General features: G+C 33.8%; 15 protein-coding genes. 4 read left to right on the top strand and 11 right to left on the bottom strand.

Annotation, left to right across the window (positions count from 1 at the left end; genetic code table 11):
* Positions 1 to 21: 21 nt before the first annotated feature.
* Both ACPF9A_RS21535 and ACPF9A_RS21530 read right to left on the bottom strand, forming a co-directional pair.
* The gene (locus ACPF9A_RS21535) at positions 22 to 912 is read right to left on the bottom strand and encodes a 3-hydroxyacyl-CoA dehydrogenase family protein (RefSeq protein WP_424000371.1); all 891 of its coding nucleotides are present in this window, start codon (positions 910 to 912) and stop codon (positions 22 to 24) included.
* The gene (locus tag ACPF9A_RS21530; protein ID WP_424000369.1) at positions 909 to 1883 is read right to left on the bottom strand and encodes a Gfo/Idh/MocA family oxidoreductase; all 975 of its coding nucleotides are present in this window, start codon (positions 1881 to 1883) and stop codon (positions 909 to 911) included. Before ACPF9A_RS21530 ends, ACPF9A_RS21535 begins: the two co-directional genes overlap by 4 nt.
* Positions 1884 to 2029: 146 nt before the next feature.
* Between ACPF9A_RS21530 and ACPF9A_RS21525 the strand changes: the two genes are divergently transcribed.
* The gene (locus ACPF9A_RS21525) at positions 2030 to 2671 is read left to right on the top strand and encodes a protein-L-isoaspartate(D-aspartate) O-methyltransferase (RefSeq protein WP_424000367.1); all 642 of its coding nucleotides are present in this window, start codon (positions 2030 to 2032) and stop codon (positions 2669 to 2671) included.
* On the opposite strand, the gene smpB is transcribed toward ACPF9A_RS21525, so the two are convergent.
* Both smpB and ACPF9A_RS21515 read right to left on the bottom strand, forming a co-directional pair.
* Positions 2668 to 3129, bottom strand: a complete 462-nt coding sequence (gene smpB / locus ACPF9A_RS21520; protein ID WP_424000365.1) for an SsrA-binding protein SmpB — start codon at positions 3127 to 3129, stop codon at positions 2668 to 2670. The genes ACPF9A_RS21525 and smpB overlap by 4 nt on opposite strands.
* Before the next feature lie 80 nt (positions 3130 to 3209).
* On the bottom strand, positions 3210 to 3752 hold the full coding sequence (locus ACPF9A_RS21515) for a SixA phosphatase family protein (RefSeq protein ID WP_424000363.1): 543 nt from the start codon (positions 3750 to 3752) through the stop codon (positions 3210 to 3212).
* 84 nt (positions 3753 to 3836) lie between these two features.
* On the opposite strand from ACPF9A_RS21515, the gene ACPF9A_RS21510 reads away from it, so the two are divergent.
* The gene (locus ACPF9A_RS21510) at positions 3837 to 5474 is read left to right on the top strand and encodes a PorP/SprF family type IX secretion system membrane protein (protein ID WP_424000361.1); all 1638 of its coding nucleotides are present in this window, start codon (positions 3837 to 3839) and stop codon (positions 5472 to 5474) included.
* Positions 5475 to 5531: 57 nt separating this feature from the next.
* Here the strand turns inward: ACPF9A_RS21510 and ACPF9A_RS21505 are convergent, their stop codons facing one another.
* Both ACPF9A_RS21505 and clpB read right to left on the bottom strand, forming a co-directional pair.
* The gene (locus ACPF9A_RS21505) at positions 5532 to 6125 is read right to left on the bottom strand and encodes a TetR family transcriptional regulator C-terminal domain-containing protein (protein WP_424000359.1); all 594 of its coding nucleotides are present in this window, start codon (positions 6123 to 6125) and stop codon (positions 5532 to 5534) included.
* 112 nt (positions 6126 to 6237) lie between these two features.
* Positions 6238 to 8838 carry an ATP-dependent chaperone ClpB gene (clpB, locus tag ACPF9A_RS21500; RefSeq protein ID WP_424000357.1) on the bottom strand — a complete coding sequence of 867 codons (2601 nt, stop codon included), beginning with the start codon at positions 8836 to 8838 and terminating at the stop codon, positions 6238 to 6240.
* Positions 8839 to 8995: 157 nt separating this feature from the next.
* On the opposite strand from clpB, the gene ytxJ reads away from it, so the two are divergent.
* Entirely contained in the window at positions 8996 to 9391 is a 396-nt protein-coding gene (gene ytxJ / locus ACPF9A_RS21495; RefSeq protein ID WP_424000355.1) for a bacillithiol system redox-active protein YtxJ, read from the top strand.
* A gap of 30 nt (positions 9392 to 9421) precedes the next feature.
* Here the strand turns inward: ytxJ and ACPF9A_RS21490 are convergent, their stop codons facing one another.
* The gene (locus tag ACPF9A_RS21490; protein ID WP_424000353.1) at positions 9422 to 10606 is read right to left on the bottom strand and encodes a hypothetical protein; all 1185 of its coding nucleotides are present in this window, start codon (positions 10604 to 10606) and stop codon (positions 9422 to 9424) included.
* Positions 10607 to 10853: 247 nt separating this feature from the next.
* Between ACPF9A_RS21490 and glyA the strand changes: the two genes are divergently transcribed.
* On the top strand, positions 10854 to 12128 hold the full coding sequence (gene glyA, locus ACPF9A_RS21485; RefSeq protein WP_424000351.1) for a serine hydroxymethyltransferase: 1275 nt from the start codon (positions 10854 to 10856) through the stop codon (positions 12126 to 12128).
* Between the two features lie 27 nt (positions 12129 to 12155).
* On the opposite strand, the gene ACPF9A_RS21480 is transcribed toward glyA, so the two are convergent.
* The 4 genes from ACPF9A_RS21480 to ACPF9A_RS21465 form a co-directional block, all read right to left on the bottom strand.
* Entirely contained in the window at positions 12156 to 12794 is a 639-nt protein-coding gene (locus ACPF9A_RS21480; RefSeq protein ID WP_424000349.1) for a hypothetical protein, read from the bottom strand.
* 153 nt (positions 12795 to 12947) lie between these two features.
* A complete protein-coding gene (locus tag ACPF9A_RS21475) occupies positions 12948 to 13616 on the bottom strand; it encodes a histidine kinase (RefSeq protein WP_424000347.1) in 669 nt (222 codons plus the stop codon).
* 57 nt (positions 13617 to 13673) lie between these two features.
* Positions 13674 to 15731: a tetratricopeptide repeat-containing sensor histidine kinase gene (locus ACPF9A_RS21470; RefSeq protein WP_424000345.1), complete on the bottom strand. Its 2058-nt coding sequence runs from the start codon at positions 15729 to 15731 to the stop codon at positions 13674 to 13676.
* A 93-nt stretch (positions 15732 to 15824) separates the two neighbouring features.
* A complete protein-coding gene (locus ACPF9A_RS21465; protein ID WP_424000343.1) occupies positions 15825 to 16001 on the bottom strand; it encodes a hypothetical protein in 177 nt (58 codons plus the stop codon).
* Between the last annotated feature and the right edge of the window lie 99 nt (positions 16002 to 16100).

Below are 16100 nucleotides of genomic sequence, written 5' to 3'. Positions count from 1 at the left end.
ACTATGAATTCTTAATTTCTACTATTTAGAAAATTGACTTGATATGTTTTCAGCTTTTCTACTCGCGGAATAATCGTAAAAGCCCTCTCCAGATTTTACTCCTTTTTTACCCGCCATAACCATATTGATTAATAATGGCGAAGGTGCATATTTCGGGTTTTTGAATCCGTCATGCATTACATTAAGGATAGAAAGACAGACATCTAAACCAATAAAATCTGCCAACTGTAATGGTCCCATTGGGTGAGCCATGCCTAATTTCATAACCGTATCTATTTCTTCAACACCAGCAACGCCATGATGTAAGGTTTCAATTGCCTCGTTAATCATTGGCATTAAAATTCTATTAGCCACAAAACCAGGGTAGTCATTAACTTCGGTTGGGGTCTTGCCCAATTTTTCAGAAAGATCCATGATGACATCGGTCGTTTCATTAGAGGTGCTATATCCTCTAATAATCTCAACCAACGACATAATCGGAACAGGATTCATAAAATGCATTCCAATAACTTTTTCAGGTCTACTGGTTGCAGCAGCTATTTGAGTTATGGAAATAGAAGAAGTATTTGAGGCTAAAATGGTATTTGCATCACAAACGTCATCTAGCTCTTTAAAAATTTTAAGCTTGATAGTTACATTTTCTGTAGCAGCTTCGATAACAAGATCTGCATTGGCAACCCCTAATTTCAATTCTGTAAAAGATTTAATATTTGCTAAAGTATTTTCTTTGTCAGCTGTAGTTATTTTTTCTTTGGCTACCATTCTATCCAAATTCTTGGCGACGGTAGAGAGCCCTTTGTCTAAGGCATCTTGAGAAACATCAATAAGGTGTACCTGATATCCGTTTTGAGCAAATACGTGGGCTATTCCGTTACCCATGGTACCTGCGCCTATAACTGCTATTGTATTCATATGTTCTTTGAATTAAATGCTGCAATAATTTGTAAAGCAACTTTTAGAGCTTGTGTTCCTTGTTTTAAACTGACAACAGGTGTCGTATTATTTGCAATTGCATAAGCAAAAGATTCAAGTTCGTCTAATATGGCATTATTAGCTTCGACAGTTGGGTTCTCAAAATAAATCTGTTTTTTAACACCTTCTGCATTCTGTAAAATCATATCAAAATCTCCTGGTACATTAGGGGCATCTTTCATTTTTACAACTTCAACCTTCTTCTCTAGAAAATCTACAGAGATATAGGCATCCTTTTGAAAAAAGCGAGATTTTCTCATATTCTTCAAAGAAATTCTACTGGCTGTTAAATTGGCTACACATCCATTTGCAAACTCTAGTCGAGCATTTGCAATATCAGGCGATTGACTAATTACTGAAACTCCGCTTGCGTTAACCTGTATAACTTCAGAGTTTACCACACTTAAAATAGCGTCGATATCATGAATCATTAAATCTAAAACAACAGGTACATCAGTGCCTCTGGGGTTAAATTCAGCCAATCTATGTGCTTCAATGAACATAGGGTCTTTAATAGCGTGTTTTACAGAAGTAAATGCTGGGTTAAAACGCTCAACATGACCTACCTGACCTTTAACGCTGTATTTTTGTTCTAATGCAAGTAAAGAATTAGCCTCTTCAAGATTATGGGTTATAGGTTTTTCAATAAAAATATGCTTCCCTTTTTCTATGGATTTCTTTGCGCATTCGAAGTGCGAAAGAGTAGGGGTTACGATATCTACAACATCTACGGCATCGATTAAATCTTCGAGGTTTTTGAAATAGGTATATCCGAACTCTGAACTTACTTTTTCTCCATTAGAACTATCTGCATCATGAAAACCAACAAGTTCATATTTTTTAGATTCATTTAGAAGTCTAAGGTGAATTTTGCCTAGATGCCCAGCTCCTAAAACGCCAACTTTTAACATTTGCTTTCTTTTTATCAAAAATACACATAGTTAGGTACTTTTATCCTATTGCATAATTTCAATTTAATAAAAAAATGAGATTAGTTTTCATAGGTACTTCATCGTTTAAAGAACTTTGTTAACTTTGATGGTCAAACCGACTACCATTGAGAGATACCTTAAAACACAGGGGCATGCGCAACCATCTAGCGCAAATATTGATTGACAAAGGAATAGCAGATAAAAAAGTGCTAGATGCCGTTAAGGAAATACCTAGGCATTTGTTTATGGACAGTAGTTTTGAAGGACATGCCTATCAAAACAAAGCATTTCCTATTGCCGCAAACCAGACTATTTCGCACCCGTACACCGTTGCTTTTCAAACGGAACTATTACAGATTGAAGAAGGTCAAAAGGTATTAGAAATCGGTACAGGTAGTGGCTACCAGACCGCAGTTCTATTAAAACTTAAAGTAAAGGTGTATACCATTGAAAGGCAGTTAGAGCTTTTCAAGAAAACCAGTTTATTTTTCAAGAAAATGGGTTATAGGCCAAAACAAGTGATTTTTGGCGATGGTTATAAAGGCTTGCCTAAAGAAGCACCTTTCGACCGTATAATTGTAACTGCTGGGGCGCCTTCAGTACCAAAAGCACTTTTATCTCAATTAAAAGTTGGGGGTAGGTTAGTTATACCCATCGGATTTGAAGAACAAATAATGACCCTATTTATTAGAACCACCGAAAAAGAATTTTCAAAGACAGAATATGGTTCTTTTAGGTTTGTACCGTTATTAGAGAATAAAAACTAGTTGTTGAAATTCTTCTTTACACGATCTAGATCTCGCTTATTATCACGGTCTTTCATAGTCTCTCTTTTATCGTAAAGTTTTTTACCCTTAGCTAAAGCAACTTGCATTTTTGCAAATCCTTTTTCATTAACAAAAACGCGAAGTGGTACAATCGTTAGACCAGAAGTGTTTACCTCTTTACTGAGCTTTTTAAGTTCTCTTTTCTGCAATAATAATTTACGCTCTGCTTTTGGTTTGTGATTGAAATGAGAAGCATGAGAATATTCATCTATCTGCATATTAATTACAAATAGTTCATTTCTGTCATTAAACTCACAGAAGCTTTCTGAAATAGAAGCACGACCTTCTCGTATAGCTTTTATTTCTGTACCAGCTAAAACGATACCTGCCGTGTATTTATCTAATAGCTCGTATTCAAAACGAGCTCTTTTGTTCTTTATGTTGACTGTATTCTGCATCGGGGGCAAAAGTAAGAACATTTCAATGAATGTCTTAGCCTTTTAATACTTATTGCTAATGATATAAATGTGAGAAATTATTAACTAGGACAGTTGCAATTGAAAATAAGTTTTTCAACTGAAGGTATTCCGTTAATTATTTTAACGATAAACAAAGTTCCATTTTCACTATCGTCGATAGCAAAATATTTTTCTTCATTTATTAATTTGTTCACGAATTCTGGTGTAGTATTGCTATGGCCAACGACTAATACACTTTTGTCTAAATTTTCAGCTTTAAATTGGGTAATGTCTATAGTACTCGGGTCATAATATTGAACATCGATATTTTGCTTGACAGAAGTAGGAGCGGCAGTCATAGAGGTCCTATTATAATCGGTGGAATAAATTGCGTCTAACTCGGTATCTGCTAGAATTTCTGCCCAATGCATTGCTCTACCTAAGCCTTTTTGGTTAAGTTCTGGATCTGCATCATCAGGATTACTACGTTCTTTTTCTGCATGTCTAATAAGATAGAATGTAGAAATTGCAGTTTGATCTTGTGTTGTGTCAAGAACTGGTTCATCTTTGCAAGAAAGACTGATTGATAGCAAAATAAAAAGAACAATTTTGAATGCTTTCATGTAATTATGTTTGGTGTATAAAATTAATAACTAAAATTACTTTAAAATAGTACTATAAATAGTCTATTTTTTGTTTTTTTGCATATGAAAAAATTTTGTGGGGCACTTCTTATCGGATTTGTAGTTTTAGGTCTTAAGGCACAAGAAGTCGTTCTGCCTACTGATTTTAGGCAGCAAAACCTTACTGAATATAACGGGAGTTTAGTAAACCCCGCATATAGTTTAAATCGTAATAACCCATCTTCAGTAGCTTTGTGGGCTAGATGGCAATGGCAATCTTATGACGGCGACCCAACTTCACTATTTTTAAATTATACAACAAGAATTAATGATGTTTCTGCTGCCGGTGTTGGTTTCTTTCAACACAATACAGGAGTTTTCTTGAATACCGGAGCTGCTCTTAACTATGCTCATACCATAGAATTGAGTGAAGGTGTTATTTTAGGTGTTGGTTTAAATGTATTTGCTTTTCAACAGAAGTTAGCAGATGATCGCTTTTTTATACCTAACCCATTACAGACTACTGCAGAGAATGATTTTATTCTGCAAATGGCACCAGGAGTTAATTTAAGTATTGATAGATTTAATATTGGTCTAGTATCAGAAAACTTATTCGATTATAACTTCACCTCTAATGAGCGTAACTCTAGTCCTGATGATAGATTGTTTCAGGCTTTGGTAAGTTATGATATTCCTGTTAGCGTCTTAAGTGCAGATGATAGTTCGGTTTTAAGACCTATGTTGTATTTCAAGACAATACCAGGCTTGGATAATCAAGTAGGATTAACAACATTGCTATCAACAAATAAGTATTGGGCACAGGCAGGTTATAATAGTTTTTACGGATTTTCAGGAGGAGTTGGTGGTCGTTTCTTTAAACGATTCTCTTTTGGTGCACTGGTTGAAATAGGTACCAGTTCAGATTTAAAAGGACAAGACCCTTCGTTTGAATTGGTTACTTCTTATAAATTAGGAACGTTACAAACACCTGAGGAAAAACTTAAAGAGCAACTGTTAGCAGAAGAGCAGAAGAATAGAGAGGAGCTTCTTGAAAGTCAGGAAGAACAGGAGGTTGTGTCAACAGAATTGACAGCAGCAGAAAAACTTGCTCTTAAAAATGAGACGAAAAAGCAAAAACGTTTGGCTTTAGTTGAAACTAAAAGAGTTAAAGATTCCTTGTCAAATGCATCTCGACGATCAGATTTAGCGGTAAAGGAGTCTAAAAGAGATATCAAAAGAAGACGAGATTCAATTGAGACTGCTAGAGCTGAACAGGCATTAGCGACTGCCAAAGCCTTAAAACAGCAAAAGCAACAAGACTCTGTTGCTACTGTTATGCGAAAAGAAGCAGAAGCTGTAGCTTTAGTTCAACAACAACGACAAGATTCTATAGCACAGAGCGAAGCTATGGCAATGAAAAATGAAGTTGTAAGTGTTAAAGCTGGCGAAAAGTATGAAGAAGTGGCAAAAGAAGGTTCTCTAGAGCCGGGTTACTACTTAATTGCCAACGTTTTTGGCACTAAGAAATACCTTGACGCTTTCTTGGCCGATATGAAGAAAAGGGGAATTGATGCAAAATCATTCTTTAGAGAAAAGAATAAATATAATTATGTATACCTAGCAAAATACAACTTTATAAAAGATGCAAGACAAGCTAGAGACTCCAAACTTGGAGGAAAATACAATGATAAAATCTGGATATTTAGGGTAACGGGAGAGTAATAAACAAACCCGTTATCTTTCAATAATCTAGTATTTTAATTTATAAGAAGTAGTATTTTATTTAAGTTCTCTTTTGATTAGAACATCTAGGTAAGTAACCGTGTTTAAAAGGTATTTACGATCTTTTGTAATGGTTGCCATTGCAATAGACCCTTGAATAATCGTGAACAATTGTTTTGAAAATTGAAGAGGAGATACCGGTAATTTAAATTCGGCATTATTAATTCCATTTTCAAAAACCAAAGCAATTTTACCTTCTATTTCTTTAATAGTTTCTTTGGCTGCTGCAGCAAGTAATTTGTTATTATGCTGTGCATCTATACCAATATTCAATATTGGACAACCACCCATATTCATGGTAAAAACATCATATTTCTTATAAAATTCAATAAGATTTTCGATTTTTGCCATCGCTTTACCTTCAACTGATAAGTGTTCATCAATAGCTGTGAGCAATACAGATCTGTTAAATTCGAATGCAGCAAGGGCTAAGGCTTCTTTATTTTCAAAATTACCATAAAGTGCACCTTTCGTTAAGTTGGTGGCATCGGTTAGGTCGCTCATACTAGTACCTACGTAACCGTGTTTATTAAACACGGGAGCGACAGTCTCAATAATATAAGCGGTAGTTCTTTCGGCTTTAGTAGACATATAAGACTGTTTTATGCGAATATAAAAAATCTATACTGTATGGTATATATTGTTGATAAAAAAAAGCGTTCATATTGTACATATGAACGCTTTTATCTCAATTTTTTAAATATTAGACGGTAATATCTTCTTGATTTCTAAAAACCAAACTATTGTCAAAGGCATCAAGCAAGACGACACTATCAGATTTAATTTCACCACTAAGAAGTGCTTTAGACATATTGTTGAGAACCTCTTTTTGAATAGTTCTTTTTACCGGTCTAGCACCAAACTGAGGATCATATCCTTTTTCAGCTAAATAATCGATAGCCTCTTCGGTGGCATCTAATGTAATTTGTTGTTTGTCTAGCATTTTCTTCAAACTTTCTAATTGAAGTCTTACAATTTCTTTGATATTATCTTTTGTTAAAGGTGTAAACATAACAATGTCATCAATTCTATTGATAAACTCAGGTCGAACCGTTTTCTTTAAAAGACCCAGAACTTCAACTCTGGCGGTCTCTGCTGCACTAATAACATCCACTGCGTTTTCAAAAGTTTCCTGAATGATATCGCTACCCATGTTACTGGTCATAATAATAATGGTGTTTTTAAAATCTGCTACACGACCTTTATTATCCGTAAGCCTACCTTCATCTAACACTTGTAATAAAATGTTGAACGTATCTGGGTGAGCTTTTTCGATTTCATCTAACAGCACAACAGAATAAGGTCTTCTACGAACCGCTTCGGTTAATTGTCCGCCTTCATCGTAACCAACATACCCTGGAGGTGCACCTACAAGTCTACTGACCGAATGTCTTTCTTGATATTCGCTCATGTCTATTCTTGTCATTGCATTCTCATCGTCGAATAAGTACGATGCCAAGGTTTTAGCAAGTTCTGTTTTACCAACACCGGTAGTTCCTAAGAAAAGAAACGAACCAATAGGCTTTTTAGAATCTTGAAGTCCGGCTCTGCTTCTCCGTATCGCATCTGAAACCGCTTCAATAGCTTCTTCTTGACCCACTACACGTTTGTGTAATACTTGCTCAAGTTTTAGTAATTTCTCGCGTTCACTTTGCAACATTTTAGTAACTGGTATGCCTGTCCATTTTGCAACAACCTCAGCTATATCATCACTAGTTACTTCTTCTTTGATTAAAGTCCCAGAATGTTGTTGTTCTGCTAAATCATCTTGCAATTTAGTCAGGTTCTCTTGTGCCTCTTTAATTTTGCCGTATCTAATTTCGGCAACTTTACCATAGTCACCATTACGTTCTGCACGTTCGGCCTCAGCTTTAAAGTTTTCTATATCAAGTTTAGTCTGTTGAATATTATCAACGACTGATTTTTCACTTTCCCATTGCGCAAAAATTTCGTTTCGCTCTTCTTTTATGTTTGCTAAATCTAGATTTAATACCTGAAGCTTTTGCTTGTCATCTTCACGTTTGATCGCTTCGATTTCAATTTCAATCTGCATAATTTTGCGATCGAGCACATCTAATTCTTCAGGTTTAGAATTAATCTCCATTCTAAGTTTAGCAGCAGCTTCATCCATAAGGTCAATAGCCTTATCTGGTAAAAACCTGTTAGTTATATATCGTTGCGATAATTCAACAGCCGATATAACCGCCTCATCTTTAATACGAACCTTGTGGTGTGCCTCATATTTTTCTTTAATACCTCTTAGAATCGAAATAGCACTTTCTGTATCTGGCTGGTCTACAACCACTTTTTGAAATCTTCTTTCAAGAGCTTTGTCTTTTTCAAAATACTTTTGATATTCATCTAAAGTAGTTGCTCCAATAGATCTTAACTCACCTCTTGCAAGGGCAGGTTTAAGAATATTAGCAGCATCCATAGCACCTTGTCCGCCACCAGCACCAATAAGCGTGTGTATTTCATCAATAAACAAGATAATATTGCCATCTGCGCTAACCACTTCTTTAATTACGGCTTTCAAGCGCTCTTCAAATTCACCCTTATATTTTGCGCCGGCGATTAAGGCACCCATATCTAAAGAATAAATAACTTTATCTTTTAAGTTTTCAGGTATATCGCCCTGAATAATTCTATGTGCCAAACCTTCTACAATGGCAGTTTTACCTACACCTGGCTCACCTACTAGAATAGGGTTATTCTTGGTACGTCGAGATAAAATTTGAAGAATTCTACGAATTTCTTCATCGCGACCAATTACCGGGTCTAGTTTACCACTATCTGCTAATTCATTAAGGTTCTTAGCATATTTCTTTAGTGAATTATAGTTGTCTTCAGCGTTTTGCGAGGTAACTTTATCGCCATTTCGAAGTTCATTGATAGCAGCCATTAAATGCTTCTCAGTAGCCCCTTGGTCTTTTAAAATCTGTGCAATTTTACTTTTAGATTTTAATATGGCTAAAAATAAATGTTCGATAGAAACATATTCATCTTCCATCTTTTTAGCGATAATACTGGCTTCGTTTAATGTTTTGCTGGCTTCTCTAGAAAATTGGATATCGCCACCTTCAACTTTTGGAAAACTTAAGAGTTCTTTTTCTAGAATTTGTTGAACAAGTGAAAAATTGATACCTAGCTTTTTAAGTAAAAAAGGCATGACATTCTCTTCGACTTCGGTAAGTGCTTTAAATAGGTGTTCATTTTCAATTTGCTGATGTCCCTTATTTTGGGCAATCAGTTGGGCTTGTTGTATGGCCTCTTGCGATTTTATAGTGAAATTATTTATATTCATTTTCTGTAGTTTTAGTTAATTGTAATACTTTTGGTAGATAATACTCAACAATCTTACCAATTAGTGGTACAGGACAAAATGTCTGTAAATCGGTAAAACTTAATGACATTTAGTCAGTCTAGGGGTGTTGAAATGACAACATTAAATTAAGAATTTTATGGGATTATTTGGTGGTTTATTTGGAGGTTCTAAGGGTGATGGGGAAAATTCTTCATCGGGCATTCCTTGGATACCTTTAAACTCAGTAGCTCAATTAAAAGAAATTAAAGAGGCGTCGAGCGGTCGACCTCAGGTAATATTTAAACATTCTACATCTTGCGGAATAAGTAGAATGGTGTTAAATATGTTTAAAAGTAGTTATGGTCTTGAAAATGGACAAATGGATTTGTATTTTTTAGATTTGCTTGCTAATAGAGATGTATCTAATGCAGTGGCTTCTGAATTTGGAGTGATGCACCAATCTCCTCAACTTTTAATAATAAAGAATGGGGTAGTGGTAATACACGATTCGCACAGTGCAATTTCTGATATCAAATTAGAACAATACGTATAAAAAAAAGCCCCGTTTTACGGGGCTTTTTTATTAATTAAATTTTTGATTGTTCAGAATACTTTTGAGATTGTTTTTTAAATCTTCACCTGCATCATAAACCATTTGCTCATTGGTAGGGAAAGGTACTCTTGCCAATTGTAATAGAGAAACTAAATCATTATCTAGTGCTCTTTTGTCACCATCGTAATTTGCATAAATATGTTCAAATACGAATTGACTAGTTAATGGGTATTGATTAATTTTTTGTTGTTTTTTTAAGTCAATAAAACTAACTACCCCTGTTACTTTGGCACTTTTAAACTGTGTAAATTGATAGAAATTACATTTTACAGTTTTAAATTTATCAACCTTAACACTATTTCCAAGGCTGTCTGTAACTACATTGCCATTTCTGTCTTCAACAAAGGTGTAGCCATCTTTAATTTGTCTTTCTTTACTTATTTGTTTCTCTCTAATTTGTTCAGGAGAAACATTGATGTCTTGAAAAGAAACTTCCATTTGATAATCATACAATTGATTTTGTATTCTATTCGTATGGTATTCTGTCCAGTTAGAATTTAAACCGTATGTATTTAAATTTAAAAGTTCTTCCTCTAATCTTTTTGGTATGATCTGATCAGTATTGTTGGTCATGTCAACAATTACATAATCTAAACCTTTTAAATATGCTTCATCGATTTTAGTAACCACATCTTTGTAGTTTGGATTTACTTCATCTAAATATTTAAGGTCATTATAGGCATTTCTATAATCAACTTTGTAGTTAGCGGTATTTAATAGCGTAGTAGCTTTGGAATACAAATATTCAGATAAATTAGATTTAGCTGCAATGATATCATCATCGTAATTCTTAAAATTAAAGTGTGCCCTTCTATTCTCATCTTGAATATGTAAAGGAAGTAAAGGGCGAATACGTTCTTGAATAGATTTTAAACGACCATAGGCATTAAAAATCTCTTCGTAGTTTGCTGCATTACCATCTTTTTTAAGAAATTTAATGTGTTGCAATTCCCTTTCGGTATTTTTTTTAAATCCTTCTTCGAGAAGAACAATATAAGTCTGATTACTTTTTTTGGTCTTATTTTCTGCAATATTCATAACTGCTTTATTGATAGCAGTTTCGTAATTGCCAGAGTTCAGAGCCTCCTGCGCTTTTTTTACACCACTACAAGATAGTAGTAGACCTAAAAAACTAAATAGTAGAAATTTTTTCATGTCTATTATTTTTATGATTTATAATAGCTATTCAACAGCCGTGCCATAAAAGGGTTATTAATTAACGAAATAGGACAAGGAATAGTATATTATCGGTGAGATGCATGAATACTTTTTTTATTCAATAAGATATAACAGTATAGTTATTAACTAATTTTAATAAATAAGTTATGTGTTTGTGTTCTTTTTTATATTTCAATAGGTACGCTATTTGTATTTTTGCAACTTATTTATAATATATATCGACATGCAACGCGACACCACAATTTTTAATTTAATTGAAGAAGAGAGACAACGTCAAATCAATGGCATTGAATTAATTGCCTCTGAAAATTTTACTAGTCCGCAAGTGATGGAAGCTCAAGGATCAGTACTTACCAATAAGTACGCTGAAGGCTACCCTGGTAAAAGATATTACGGCGGTTGCGAAGTAGTGGATAAGGTTGAGCAATTGGCTATAGATAGAGCAAAAGTGCTTTTTGGAGCTGCTTATGCAAATGTTCAACCTCACTCTGGTTCTCAAGCAAATGCAGCTGTATATCATGCTTGTTTACAGCCAGGGGATAAGATATTAGGATTCGATTTATCTCATGGTGGTCACTTAACACATGGTTCGCCTGTAAACTTTTCTGGTAGATTATATAACCCTGTATTCTACGGTGTTGATAAGGAAACCGGTAGATTAGATTACGATAAAATTCAAGAAATAGCTTCAAAAGAGCAACCTAAATTGATAATCGCTGGCGCATCTGCATATTCTAGAGATATGGATTTTGAGCGTTTTCGTAAGATTGCAGATAGTGTAAATGCTATATTATTGGCTGATATTTCTCACCCTGCAGGATTGATTGCGAAAGGACTTTTGAATAATCCAATTCCTCATTGTCATATTGTAACGACAACAACACATAAAACATTAAGAGGTCCAAGAGGCGGATTAATATTGATGGGCGAAGATTTTGAAAACCCATTTGGTATAAAGTTAAAAAATGGTAATCTAAGGAAAATGTCAGCTTTATTAGATTTAGCAGTTTTTCCAGGAAACCAAGGTGGACCGTTAGAACATGTAATTGCAGGTAAAGCAATCGCTTTTGGGGAAGCTTTGACAGAATCATATGCCACATACATATCGCAAGTAAAGAAAAATGCTGATGCAATGGCTAAATCTTTTGTAAAACGGGACTATAACATCATTTCTGACGGTACTGATAACCACATGATGCTTATAGATCTTAGAAATAAAAATATTTCAGGTAAAGATGCCGAGAAAGCTTTGGTTTTAGCAGATATAACTGCGAATAAGAATATGGTGCCATTTGATGATAAATCACCATTTGTAACTTCAGGAATTCGTTTTGGTACTGCAGCTATTACTACTAGAGGTTTGGTAGAAAGTGATATGGAAATAGTTGTTGATTTTATTGATCAGGTTATAATGAATCCTGAAAACGAAACCATCATTAATGACGTTAAAGGTAAAGTCAATGCAATGATGAATACAAGACCAATTTTTAAAGCATAATTTAAATAGTTTATTGATTTAGAGTTTTTATTCAGATAAAAACTCTAAATCACCATTTACATAAGTATTTTTATTTACATCGTAAATAGAAGCCTCATCGTCTTTGTCTAAATAGATACCCCAAAATTCAGAATAAGATTTTGGTGTCATATCCGATTGTGCTTCATTGGCATCTATATTCTCAAATACATCTTCAAATATAGGTACGAAAATCTCATATGGTTTTTGAGAAAGACCTCTTGTTAAAAAAACATAGTTGAAGGCAATTTGCTTTAAAATGTCATTTAATTGGGTTGATATACTTTGGTCGTAAATTCGTTTTATAACAATACTTGTGTCATTTAAAAATAACGTAAGTTCTTCAATATCAATAGTATGTTGATTTTTTAAATCAAGAATTTCTAGCTCGTTATGTAAAGGAGAATCTTCTTTACCGTTGTTGCCCCATCTACCGGTATTAAAATGTGCAAGTAGTTCTAGAAGGTCTAAATTGCAAGATACTTCTAATACTAAGCTTATAGAATTAAACGTAATATGCTTGTTATTAAGCTTAACATTAGAGAAATAATGAAAGCCGATAGCGCTTAGAAATTCATCTAAACCAGCAATCTCTTTGGTATATTCTAACTTTGAATTATTGATAAAGTTTTCGTAGTTAAATGGCATATAGTTCGAAATTTATAGCATTCTTTCTTATAAAGATACCTTTCTCACTTTGCAATTTCACTTAGGAAATCCTTAGAATTTCGGAGGATATTATTATAAAATCACTTTTAAATTTTTAAACCATTGATATTCAGGATTATAAAATTTAGGTGTTTAAAGAAATCCTCGTGTTTTAGCCTCATTGATTAAGGCAAGATCGTTACCGTTTTTGACATCAAATAGGGCCTTAAGCTGCCTTTTTCTAGCTTCTACCGTAGTATTTGCAGAACCAATTAATGGCGCAATGTCTCTTGTATGTATACCTTGAGAAAGGTGGTATAGAATTTTTTGATCTTGTTCATCGATCACGATATCAGTAGACATTCTGCGACGTATAGCAGATAGTGCACTAGCGGTATAGTAAGGTGAATTTTTTACGATGGTTTCTACCATTGTTTTAAGTGACAATTCATCAATTTCAGATTTAACCATATACCCATCTGGGTTAACAGTTTTAAAAATATTATTGATTCTATAATTGTCGCTATAAGAAGACATGAACACAACTTTTGAATTAGGTACCTCAGCTCGCGCAACAATGCCTAAATCAATTCCTGTCCTTGGGTCTTTCGATTCTGGAGAGAATAATTGAATATCCAATAAAATGACATCATAAGGTATTGCTCGTTTCGAGTTTTCAATTTTGGATTTACCTTTTTCGAAACTGGTAGCAATCTCTACTTTTACATTGAAATCTGTAAAATCAGCATCCTCAAGAATATATTTATATCCTAATGCGGTCATTTCGTGATCATCTACCGCTAAAATTCGTACAGTGTTCATAAATTACGATTCTAATGTAATTTACTAAACGTTTTTATATGTGGTATTATTATCACACTATTTTTTAGATTCAATTTTAACAGGAATATTTAAAGATATGGTAGTTCCTTGTCCTTCAGAGGAATCTATATGAAAGGTTCCATTTAATTTATCTATTCTAGAGGTTATATTTCTTATTCCGATTCCTTTTTTGCCTTTATTGACATTATAACCAATACCATTATCGCTCATGATTACATTAAAGGTAGCATCGTTTCTATAAAATGTTACTTCAAAATAGGTACAATTAGCATGTTTGATCGCATTTTGATAAGTTTCTTGTATTATTCGGTACACGTTAATTTTAATATCGCCAGCTAAACTATCCCAATTTTCGTCTTCGTTAAAATGAAATATAGTTTTGATATTGACATTTTTGTTATTGGCAAGCAGCGTTTCAACAGAGTCGGTAAAATTGTTTATTTTCTGATATGCGCTATGGCTTAATTCATGAGAAATAGAACGAATTTCATTTTCAATTTCTTGCAATGAGCCAATAGCTTTTGATTTTTCTTGAATAGCTTCGTCGGTTGAGCGTTTATTCAATCCGGTTAATATCATACGGGCGCCTAGCATTTTACCGAGTACACCGTCATGCAGTTCTTCTGATATTCTTTTTTGCTCTAATCGCTTCACCTCATCTACTTTTTGTTTTTGGGTCAACATGAGGTTGAAAATCTCTTGGTTGTTCGCCTGTTGTTGCTGATCAAACCGAAGTTTTTGATTTTTTGCGCGTTGGTTGATTATGATGTAGATTGAAAGTCCAAGTAAGAAGAAGCCTGTGGCAATACCAATCCACATCTGCTTTTGTTTTGAGAGTACTTCTTTCTCGCTTTCCAATTCAACATTTTCGGCTATGAATTCATCGGTTTCAAAACGGATTCTAGCAAATTTATTCTGCTGTTTACGGTCTTCACGTTGAAGGCTATCATTAAGGTTCGTATATTTTTGGAAATAATCAGTTGCATTCTCCTTGTCTATCTTGGCTAATAAAGACCAAGTTTCTAACAATCGTTCATTTGAATTCCCAGCATAGGCTAACCTTTCAGATTCTTTGGCTTTAATTATAGCATTAAGTGTGTCTTTGGCAAAAGCTTCGTATTCAGCATAATTATAAAAACTTGAGGATAAGCTACCTAGGTCATTTACTTTTTTCTTAATTTCTATTGCTTTAATAAAAAGGTTTTCAACATCTACAGTGTCTTTATTATATAATTTCGCAGTGGCAAAGTTACTTAACGCCTTGGCGAATAGGTCGGGGGTCTTTACAAATAAGTTATTGGTGCTTAAAACTTTTTCGAAATTTTCAATTGCTAGCAGGTACTGTTCGTTGTTCCTATAGGTTACTCCAATATTATTAATAAGTCTGGCTTCACCAGTATTGGAATTGGGGGTCTTTTTTAGATAAAATAATGATTCTTTGTAATACGAAAGTGATTTATCATATTCTTCTAAATCGTTCAAAACGATACCTAAAAGATTATAACTATCAGATAATTTTTTGTCGTCTTCAATTGATTTAAAATTTTCTATAGCTTTTACGGTATTTGCTTCGCTGCCTATATAATCTTTGATTTTCATTTGAATAGTGGCCATGCGCAAATACATTTCTCCCATGTTTCCTTTGTTATCAATGGCATTGAAAATACCTAGTGCTTCTGAATAATTGTAAAATGCGCTATCCTTGACATTATTTTTATTAAAAAAATATGCCAAGTCCCAGTAGGCATTACCAAGAGCAGATGAATCTTTAATGCGCTTATTAAGCAAAATGGCTTGTTCATTTGCTTTCCGGTATAATAAACTGTCAGTTATAAAATTGGTGTTGTAAGAAAGATTTGAGAAGTATATAGCTTTTAGAGAATCATTGCCAGCATTTTTTGCAAGATTAAAAGCTTTTAATTGTAGGGATAATTTATCTTCTTCTGTTATCTCGGGAGCAAGACTTTCAGATACCCAGACTGAGATACTGTCGTTGGTGGTTTGTGTTTCTTGTGTTACCTTTTCAGGTTTTGTTTTTGAACAACCAAGACAATTTAAAAAGAGTATTATTATGTAAAAATAAGACTTGTTCAAAAAAAATAATTTTATAGAGATTAAAAACCAAGGTATAAAAAAATAGCCTTTAACATGTTTGTTAAAGGCTATTTTTGTTTTTACAAATTTTAATTATGCAATAGTTTTTGGCGGTCTTCTATCATCTGGTGGTAAAGCACAATCATCACAAGCTAGTGCTTTAGAAATATCGTTCATAAATTCAAATTCACTAGCTGTGTTCTGAATTATTGATGTTGCCATACCTATTGTCATTATCGCAACTGCTAAAATACTTGTAACTTTTTTCATATTGTCTCTGTTTATTAGGGGTTTTTGGTTTATGATATAGCTAAAGTACTAGTGTTCGTTGAGTAACGAAGCCAATATTTAAAGTCTTGAGTAGATGAG

The sequence above is a fragment of the Maribacter sp. IgM3_T14_3 genome (genome assembly GCF_049603095.1).
GTDB lineage: Bacteria > Bacteroidota > Bacteroidia > Flavobacteriales > Flavobacteriaceae > Maribacter.
The sequence above is the reverse complement of the archived record's forward strand: the minus strand, read 5'-3'. Positions and strand labels throughout refer to the sequence as shown.

What these genes read in the sequence shown, in the direction of transcription:
- ACPF9A_RS21475 (WP_424000347.1), bottom strand. Translation starts at nt 13,616, where the DNA reads ATGAACACTGTACGAATTTTAGCGGTAGATGATCACGAAATGACCGCA.
- ACPF9A_RS21505 (WP_424000359.1), bottom strand. Translation starts at nt 6,125, where the DNA reads ATGTCTACTAAAGCCGAAAGAACTACCGCTTATATTATTGAGACTGTC.
- ACPF9A_RS21510 (WP_424000361.1), top strand. Translation starts at nt 3,837, where the DNA reads ATGAAAAAATTTTGTGGGGCACTTCTTATCGGATTTGTAGTTTTAGGT.
- smpB (WP_424000365.1), bottom strand. Translation starts at nt 3,129, where the DNA reads ATGCAGAATACAGTCAACATAAAGAACAAAAGAGCTCGTTTTGAATAC.
- ACPF9A_RS21465 (WP_424000343.1), bottom strand. Translation starts at nt 16,001, where the DNA reads ATGAAAAAAGTTACAAGTATTTTAGCAGTTGCGATAATGACAATAGGT.
- clpB (WP_424000357.1), bottom strand. Translation starts at nt 8,838, where the DNA reads ATGAATATAAATAATTTCACTATAAAATCGCAAGAGGCCATACAACAA.
- ACPF9A_RS21480 (WP_424000349.1), bottom strand. Translation starts at nt 12,794, where the DNA reads ATGCCATTTAACTACGAAAACTTTATCAATAATTCAAAGTTAGAATAT.
- ACPF9A_RS21490 (WP_424000353.1), bottom strand. Translation starts at nt 10,606, where the DNA reads ATGAAAAAATTTCTACTATTTAGTTTTTTAGGTCTACTACTATCTTGT.
- ytxJ (WP_424000355.1), top strand. Translation starts at nt 8,996, where the DNA reads ATGGGATTATTTGGTGGTTTATTTGGAGGTTCTAAGGGTGATGGGGAA.
- ACPF9A_RS21535 (WP_424000371.1), bottom strand. Translation starts at nt 912, where the DNA reads ATGAATACAATAGCAGTTATAGGCGCAGGTACCATGGGTAACGGAATA.
- ACPF9A_RS21530 (WP_424000369.1), bottom strand. Translation starts at nt 1,883, where the DNA reads ATGTTAAAAGTTGGCGTTTTAGGAGCTGGGCATCTAGGCAAAATTCAC.
- glyA (WP_424000351.1), top strand. Translation starts at nt 10,854, where the DNA reads ATGCAACGCGACACCACAATTTTTAATTTAATTGAAGAAGAGAGACAA.
- ACPF9A_RS21515 (WP_424000363.1), bottom strand. Translation starts at nt 3,752, where the DNA reads ATGAAAGCATTCAAAATTGTTCTTTTTATTTTGCTATCAATCAGTCTT.